Origin of the sequence: Kitasatospora nipponensis (genome assembly GCF_039528135.1) — a bacterium.
GTDB classification, from domain to species: Bacteria; Actinomycetota; Actinomycetes; order Streptomycetales; family Streptomycetaceae; genus Kitasatospora; species Kitasatospora nipponensis.
In genome coordinates, this window is sequence record NZ_BAAALF010000152.1 from 12,585 (window position 1) to 20,148 (window position 7,564).

6 protein-coding genes are annotated in these 7,564 nt (G+C 75.0%); 3 read left to right on the forward strand and 3 right to left on the reverse strand.

The genetic code is table 11. From position 1 onward, the window contains the following. A partial coding sequence (locus ABD323_RS30400) for a hemolysin family protein (protein WP_344445245.1) occupies positions 1–1,251 on the forward strand: 1,251 nt, incomplete at its 5' end. After that, complete coding sequence (locus tag ABD323_RS30405; RefSeq protein ID WP_344445246.1) at positions 1,248–2,291, forward strand: hemolysin family protein; 1,044 nt, start codon at positions 1,248–1,250, stop codon at positions 2,289–2,291. The genes ABD323_RS30400 and ABD323_RS30405, both read left to right, overlap by 4 nt. A 70-nt stretch (positions 2,292–2,361) precedes the next feature. On the opposite strand, the gene ABD323_RS30410 is transcribed toward ABD323_RS30405, so the two are convergent. Continuing rightward, entirely contained in the window at positions 2,362–4,407 is a 2,046-nt protein-coding gene (locus ABD323_RS30410; protein WP_344445250.1) for an AAA family ATPase, read from the reverse strand. A 366-nt stretch (positions 4,408–4,773) separates the two neighbouring features. Beyond that, the gene (locus ABD323_RS30415; protein WP_344445247.1) at positions 4,774–5,406 is read right to left on the reverse strand and encodes a uridine kinase family protein; all 633 of its coding nucleotides are present in this window, start codon (positions 5,404–5,406) and stop codon (positions 4,774–4,776) included. 229 nt (positions 5,407–5,635) lie between these two features. On the opposite strand from ABD323_RS30415, the gene ABD323_RS30420 reads away from it, so the two are divergent. Then, the gene (locus ABD323_RS30420; RefSeq protein ID WP_344445248.1) at positions 5,636–6,799 is read left to right on the forward strand and encodes an acyl-CoA dehydrogenase family protein; all 1,164 of its coding nucleotides are present in this window, start codon (positions 5,636–5,638) and stop codon (positions 6,797–6,799) included. A gap of 96 nt (positions 6,800–6,895) precedes the next feature. On the opposite strand, the gene ABD323_RS30425 is transcribed toward ABD323_RS30420, so the two are convergent. Further along, complete coding sequence (locus ABD323_RS30425; RefSeq protein WP_344445249.1) at positions 6,896–7,348, reverse strand: hypothetical protein; 453 nt, start codon at positions 7,346–7,348, stop codon at positions 6,896–6,898. Positions 7,349–7,564 lie beyond the last annotated feature (216 nt).

Here is a 7,564-nt window from a genome sequence, read left to right on the forward strand (position 1 = left end):
GTGTTCTCCTGCGTGCCGGGGGAGCGGGGCGCGCCCGCCCCCCCCGCCGAAGCCGGCGACCGCCGTGCGATCGGCCTGCGCAAGGCGCTGCGCCGGCTCTCCTTCGAACTCTCCGGCGCCCAGCTCGGCATCACCGTCACCTCGCTGGTGGTCGGCATGCTCGCCGAGCCGGCGCTCTCCCGGCTGCTCAGCCCGGTGGTCACCGCGCTGGGCGTGCCCGCCTCGGCCGCCACCGGGATCGCGGTGCTGGTCGGCCTGCTGCTGGCCACCGTGCTGCAGATGGTGATCGGCGAGCTGGTCCCGAAGAACTGGGCGATCTCCCGCCCGCTGCAGGTGGCCCGCGCGGTCGCCGCCCCGCAGCGCGCCTTCACCGCCGCCTGCCGGCCGGTGATCAGCGTGCTCAACGGCACCGCCAACCGGCTGGTGCGGGCGCTGGGCCTGGAGCCCACCGAGGAGCTCGCGCACGCGCACACCCCCGGCGAGCTGGCGTTCCTGGCCCGGCACTCGGCCAAGGCCGGGGCGATAGCGCCGGACGCCGCGCTGCTCTTCGTGCGCACCCTGAGCCTGGCCGACCTGACCGCCGAGAGCGTGATGACGCCGCGGGTGGACGTGGCCGCCCTCCACCAGGACGCCACCGCCGCCGACGTCGTCAACCTCACCCGGGCCACCGGCTTCTCCCGCTTCCCGGTCTACCGCGGCAGCCTGGACGAGGTCACCGGCACGGTCACCCTCAAGGACGCGCTCGGCGTGCAGAGCGCCCGGCGCACCGCGGTGACGGTGGCCCACCTGGCCGGCCCGCCGCTGCTGGTCCCCGAGACGCTGCCCGCCGAGCGGCTGCTCGAGCAGCTCCGGCACCGCCAGCCGATGGCCATCGTGATCGACGAGTACGGCGGCACGGCCGGCGTGGTGACGCTGGAGGACATCGTGGAGGAGATCGTCGGCGAGGTCCGCGACGAGCACGACCCCGGCGCCACCCCCGAGTTGCTCGCGCTGCCGGCCGCCGGTGGCCGGTCCGCCTGGCTGGCCGACGGCCGGGCCCGGCTCGACCAGCTGGAGTCGATCGGCCTGGACGCCCCGCACGGCCCCTACGAGACGCTGGCCGGCCTGCTGGCCGACCTGCTCGGCAAGATCCCCGAGGCCGGCGAGCAGGTCGAGCTGCCCGGCTGGGAGCTGACCGTGCAGGCGGTCGACCGGCACCGCACCACCCGGGTGCGCCTGGTGCGCACCGCGGGCGGGCAGGGGCAGCGATGATCGCCCTCCAGCTCTTCGCCGCGCTCCTGCTGCTGCTGGGCAACGCCTACTTCGTCGGTGCCGAGTTCGCGGTCATCTCGGTGCGCCGCAGCCAGATCGAGCCGTTGGCCGACGCCGGCGACCGCCGGGCGCGCACCGTGCTGCACGCGCTCAGCAACGTCTCGGCGATGCTGGCCGCCGCCCAACTGGGCATCACGGTCTGCTCGCTGCTGCTCGGCGCGCTGGCCGAGCCGACCATCGCGCACCTGCTGGAGGGGCCCTTCCACGCGATCGGCCTGCCGGGGCTGCTGATCCACCCGATCGCCTACGCCCTGGGGCTGGCCCTGGTGGTCTTCCTGCACATGGTGATCGGCGAGATGGTGCCCAAGAACGTCGCGCTGGCCGCCCCCGAGCGGGCCGCGCTCTGGCTCGGCCCGCCGCTGGACCGCCTCGCGCGGCTGCTCGGTCCGGTGATCCGCCTCCTCAACGCCTTCGCCAACCTGGTGCTGCGGACCTTCAAGGTCGAGCCCAGGGACGAGGTGGAGTCGGTCTACACCACCGAGCAGCTGCTCTGGATCCTCGCCGAGTCGCGGGCAGCGGGCCTGCTGGCGGAGGGCGAGCAGGAGCGGCTGGAGGACGCGCTGGAGCTCGGCCGCCGTCCGGTGGCGGAGGTGCTGCTGCCGCTGGGGACGCTGGTCACCGTGCCGGCCTCGGTGACGGCCCGGCAGATCGAGGAGCACGCGGTGGCCACCGGCTTCTCGCGCTTCCCGGTGGTCGACGGCGCCGGCGCCATCCTCGGCTACCTGCACGTCAAGGACGTGCTGGAGGCGGAGGACCCGGACCTGCCGATCCCGGTACGGCTGTGGCGCCCGATCACCGTGGTGGGGGAGCGGACCCCGCTGGACGACGCGCTGGCCGCGATGCGCCGGGCCGCCGCGCACCTGGCGGCGGTGACCGGTGCGGACGGGCGGATGCTGGGCCTGGTCACGCTGGAGGACGTGCTGGAGGAGCTGGTCGGCGAGATGCACGACCCGGACCACCGGCAGCTCGCCGGCGGCTGACGGGGCCGCCGGGCGGCGACGGCCGGCAGGCGAGCGGGGCAGGGCCGGTCGCCCCGGCCGGGCGGTGCGGCTACCCCCGGCCGTCGATCAGCTCGCCGTAGGCCTGCACGAGGTCGGGCAGCCGCAGGGTGGCCAGGTCCTCGCGCCCGGGCAGCTGGCGGGCCAGCGAGAGCCGCAGGTCGCGGTAGGCGCAGGACTTCTCGTAGAGCGTGCGGATGAACCGCCCGTTGCCCAGCTCGTCGATCCAGCCCTCGCCGACCACGTGCGCGCAGATGCTGGCCAGCTCGTCGGCCGCGTCCTCGTCCCAGGCGTCGCCGTCCCGCGCCGCCAGCGCGCTGCCGATCGCGGTCAGTTCGGCCGGGCGGTAGCTGGGGAAGTCCACCCGGGTGGTGAAACGGGAGTTGAGACCGGGGTTGGTCGCCAGCAGGCGGTTCATCCCCTCGGGGTAGCCGGCCAGGATCACCACTAAACGGTCGCGGTTGTCCTCGGCCCGCTTGAGCAGCACCTGCAGCGCCTCGTCCCCGTACGCGTCGCCCTTGCTGTAGCCGGAGTTGGCCAGGCTGTACGCCTCGTCGATGAAGAGCACGCCGTCCAGCGCGGAGTCGATCAGGTCGTTCGCCTTGACCGCGGTCTGGCCGAGGAACTCGCCGACCAGGTCGGCTCGCTGGGCCTCCACCAGGTGGTCGCCCGAGAGCAGCCCCAGCGCGTGGAAGACCCGGCCCAGGATCCGTGCCACGGTGGTCTTGCCGGTGCCGGACGGGCCGGAGAAGACGAAGTGCCGCTTCGGCGGCTGGACCGGCAGGCCCTGCTCGGCCCGCAGGCCCGCCATCCGCAGCTGCGCGGAGAGCGCGCGGACCTGGCGCTTGACCGGATCCAGCCCCACCATCTGCTCCAGCGCGGCCAGCGCGGCGTCCAGTTGGCGGCGGCCGTCGGCGCTCGTCTCGGGGCCGAGCCGGGCCGGCACCGCGGGGGCCGCGCTCTCCCGGACCGCTGCGCCCACCGGCGCCGCCTCGCCCTCGCCGGCGCCCTCCGCCGCGCCCGCCCCGGACCGCTCGGCCACCGTCGGTCGGTCGGCCGCCTGGTCCGTCAGCTGGTCGGCCAGCTCGTCGGCGAACTGGTCGGCCAGCTGGAGCGGGCCGGCGTCCGGTCCGTCGGGGTAGCCGGGATCGCCGTCCGGGTACCCGGCGGTGGCCTCGGCGTACCCACCGTCGGGGAAGCCGCTCTCCTGGTAGCCGGGCTCGGGGTACGCGGGCTCGGGGTAGCCCGGGTCCGGGTACTCGCCGTAGCCGGCCTGCTCGACGGCGCAGCCCGGGCCGGTGCCGTCGATCAGGTCGAGCGTGGCGGCGTCGATCCCCTCGCCCAGGCCCTCGCCGGCGCCGAAGCCGGGCAACTCCTCGAGCAGGCCCAGGCCGTCCTCGGCGGCAATCGCGGCGAGCCGGGCCGCGGTGTCCATGAAGGCCGGGTCGGCCCGGTGCACCGCCCGGTAGAGCGGCAGCGCGGCCGCGCTGCGCCCCGCGCCCTCGTAGGCCCGGGCCAGCCAGTAGCGCAGTTCCTTGCGCTGCGGCTGCTCGGAGCGGCAGCGGGCCAGCGAGGCGGCCAGCGGGGTCTGCGCCTGGGCGCACATGTCGAGGCGCACCCGGGCCATGCCGCCGAAGAGGCCGGCCTCGATGCCGAGCAGCGCGTCGTCGAGCAGCTGGTCGGTGTCGCGGATCAGCTGCTCCCAGTCCTTGAGCAGGTAGGAGCGGCAGGCGTGCAGGAAGCGCACCGAGGGGTCCTGGTCGGCCGGCGGGCACTGGCCCATCGCCCGGTCCAGCTCGGTCAGGTGTCGGCCGTCCAGCCAGTGCGAGGCGTGCGCCAGCGCCAGGTCCCGGCTGTCCTCGAGCACCGGCTGCACCCACCAGCCGAGCCAGTACCAGGAGCTGAGCGGGCGCTGGTGGCGGCGGCGCTGCTCGCCGAAGCGTTTGCGGTGGCGGTGCATGGCCAGCAGGGCGCCGGAGGTGTCGCAGCGCAGCGCGTGCAGGCCGAGCCAGGCGTCCGCCATGGCGGGGTCCAGCCGCACCGCGGTACGGAACTCCTCCTCGGCGCGGGCGTAGGCACCGGCCGTGTAGGCGTCCATGGCTCGCAGCCAGGCCCGGTCGGCCGGGCCGTGCGGGCCGGTGCTTCCGGCACTGTCGACAGTGGTCACTCACGCCCCCCGTGGTGTGCACCGAGGCCCGGTCGATGGCGTGTCAGCGCCGCGCCCCCGGGACGCATACGCGCCTGTGAGGAATCGTACCGGCGCCGGGCTGATCCGGAAGGGTCCCGCGCGGGTCCAAATCGGCCGTGTGCGTCGACCGTTGGCGTACTGACGGCTTGTCGGGGGCGCGCGCCGGTGATCCGCACGGCGCAACGGCACCTCCGGCTCAGGGGGGAACGAGCCGGAGGTGCCGAGTCTGGGGGCGATCTAGTTGCGGGATCAACTAACTTCGCTCGAGGCGAGAACTTAGTCGCTCGCCCGACCCTGGTCAAGCGGCCGCTTAGGGGACGGTGCGCGGTTCGGGCGGCCGGTCCGGCCGTCCACCGTGAACTGCGCGAACGGTCGGCTGGGGTCCCGGGCGAAGTGCGCGGCCTCGGCCGCCGACCAGCGCTCCCAGAAGGCGGCGAGCTGCGGACCGTCGCGAAGGAGCCCGCGGGCCCGGGCGTCGGCGGCCGGCAGCTCCATCCAGATCAGCGCCGCCAGGTGCGGACGCAGCGCGCGGCGGCCGGCGCCCACGCCCTCGATCAGCACAACGGGCGCGGGCGGGATCTCGCGCGCCCCCCGGAACTCGCGCGCCACCCAGTCGTACGCCGGGTAGCGGGCCGGCTCGCCGCGGCCCAGCGGCGCCAGGACCCAGTCGGCCAGCCGCCCGGTCCACTCGAACAGCTCCCGGTGGGTCGCCAGGTCGTCCAGGTGCACCACCGGCGCCCCGCCCAGCTCCCGGGCCAGCCGCCCGGCGAAGGTGGTCTTGCCGGAGCCCGCGTGGCCGTCGACCGCGACGAGCCGCACCGGCCCGCAGGACGGCGCCGGCGCGCGCAGCCGCTCGGCGAGGGCGGGCAGGCCGTCGGTTGGGGCGGGCAGACCGGCGGGAAGATCCATCCCGCCACTGTACGGGCGCCGTGCCCGCTCACACGGGGCGCAGCCCCAGGTCACAGCCGTCCACGCGGACGGGTGCGGCGCGGGTGGGTCGTGACGAGCGGGCCAGGATCGGGCATACTCGCATCGCCAGATGTGAACGCCCGTTCACCGCGACCCGGTCGCGGGTGGTCACCCATCCCAGCGCCGCGCCGGACACCCCGGGGCCCCTATCAGGAGGCGACCCACCCTCATGAACGCCGCACCCCCCAAGCCCGTGGATCGCCAGCTGCCCAGCGACGAGGCGCGCGAGCTGCTCGCCCTCACCCGTGACCTGGTGCACCGCGAGCTGCTCCCGCGGGCCGCCGAGGACGAGGCGGCCGGCCGCTTCCCGCGCGACGTCTTCCGCACCCTGGGCGAGGCCGGTCTGCTCTCGCTGCCCTACCCGGAGGAGCACGGCGGCGGGGACCAGCCCTACGAGGTCTACCTGCAGATAGTGGAGGAACTCGCGGCGGGCTGGCTCGCGGTGGGCCTGGGGGTCAGCGTGCACACCCTCTCCTGCCACGCGCTGGCCACCTTCGGCAGCCAGGAGCAGCGCGACCGCTGGCTGCCCGACATGCTGGGCGGCGGCATGCTCGGCGGCTACTGCCTCTCCGAGCCGCAGTCCGGCTCCGACGCGGCCGCGCTGCGCACCCGCGCGGACCGCGAGGACGACGACTACGTGATCCGCGGCACCAAGGCCTGGATCACCCACGGCGGCCAGGCCGACTTCTACAGCGCGATCGTGCGCACCGGCGTGGACGGCCCGCGCGGCATCTCCTGCCTGCTGGTGCCCGGTGACGCCGACCAGCTCTCGTCCGCGCCGCCGGAGCACAAGATGGGCATGAACAGCTCGCCCACCGCCCAGCTGCACTTCGACGGCGTGCGGGTCGGCACCGACCGGCTGATCGGCGAGGAGGGCCAGGGCTTCCAGATCGCGCTCGCCGCGCTGGACTCGGGCCGCCTGGGCATCGCCGCCTGCTCGATCGGCCTGGCCCAGGCCGCGCTCGACCTCGCGGTCGAGTACGCCGGCACCCGGCGCCAGTTCGGCCGCCCGATCGCCGACTTCCAGGGGCTGTCCTTCATGCTCGCGGACATGGCCACCCAGGTCGAGGCCGGCCGCGCGCTCTACCTGTCGGCGGCCCGCCGCCGCGACGAGGGGCTCGCGTTCTCCAAGGAGGCGGCGATGGCCAAGCTGTTCTGCTCCGACACGGCGATGCGGGTGGCCACCGACGCGGTCCAGGTGCTGGGCGGCTACGGCTACACCCAGGACTTCCCGGCCGAGCGCTTCATGCGCGAGGCGAAGCTGCTGCAGATCGTCGAGGGCACCAACCAGATCCAGCGCCTGGTGATCGGCCGTCACCTCACCCAGGGCTGAGGTCCGGGCCGTACGGGCCGACGTGGTAGTTCCGGCGGGGCGGGGTCACCGGGTTCGGTGGCCCCGCCCCGCCGTTCGGGCTCGGTTCGGCTCGGCTCAGCGCCGGGCCAGCCGCTGCTGCGGCAGCCGGTTCCGCGCCGGCTCGCTGCGCGGGCCGCTCACGTGCGAGAACGGCTGGGTCCGCCAGTCGAGTTGGGCCGGCAGCGTGAGCAGCGCGGCGAGCACGTCCGCGGGTCCGGCGCCCGGCGGCGGCGCGCACTCCGGCAGGTCGTCGGCCGCCAGCCCCGAGCCGGGACAGAGCGCGGGCGAGAACGGGTGCCAGGCGGTCCGCAGCACCGCGTGCTGCGGCAACTGCTCCTCGTCGCCCACCAGGGCGATCGGGCGGCGGCACTCCGGGCAGTGCACGCGGATGATCTCCCAGGTCTCGGGCTCACCGGGGTCGTTGCCGGCGGCGAAGCCGAGACCCGGGGAGAGATCCTCGCCCTCCGGGTCGTCGTGCGAGGTCAGGGCGCTGTCGGCGCCGAGGGCGCGCTGTTCAGCGAAAGGCATGTGATCCCCCTTGGATCGGGCCGGGCCAACACGGCCGGGGCCACCAGCAGCCTTTCCCACCGCGACGGCCTCATAACCCTGCAGGTGGACGCAGGGTGATGCATCGTTCTGTGGCCTTCGCCACACCTCTCTTTGTGGCTCGGTTCGCCTCCGGGCGCTCCTGGCCCGGTGTCGACGGTCGGCGGGCGCTGCGCTCCCTCGTTCCTCGGTTGCTTG

Excerpts from the sequence above, each read along its gene's own strand:
- ABD323_RS30405 (WP_344445246.1), top strand. The coding sequence starts at position 1,248 with ATGATCGCCCTCCAGCTCTTCGCCGCGCTCCTGCTGCTGCTGGGCAAC.
- ABD323_RS30410 (WP_344445250.1), bottom strand. The coding sequence starts at position 4,407 with ATGGACGCCTACACGGCCGGTGCCTACGCCCGCGCCGAGGAGGAGTTC.
- ABD323_RS30415 (WP_344445247.1), bottom strand. The coding sequence starts at position 5,406 with ATGGATCTTCCCGCCGGTCTGCCCGCCCCAACCGACGGCCTGCCCGCC.
- ABD323_RS30420 (WP_344445248.1), top strand. The coding sequence starts at position 5,636 with ATGAACGCCGCACCCCCCAAGCCCGTGGATCGCCAGCTGCCCAGCGAC.
- ABD323_RS30425 (WP_344445249.1), bottom strand. The coding sequence starts at position 7,348 with ATGCCTTTCGCTGAACAGCGCGCCCTCGGCGCCGACAGCGCCCTGACC.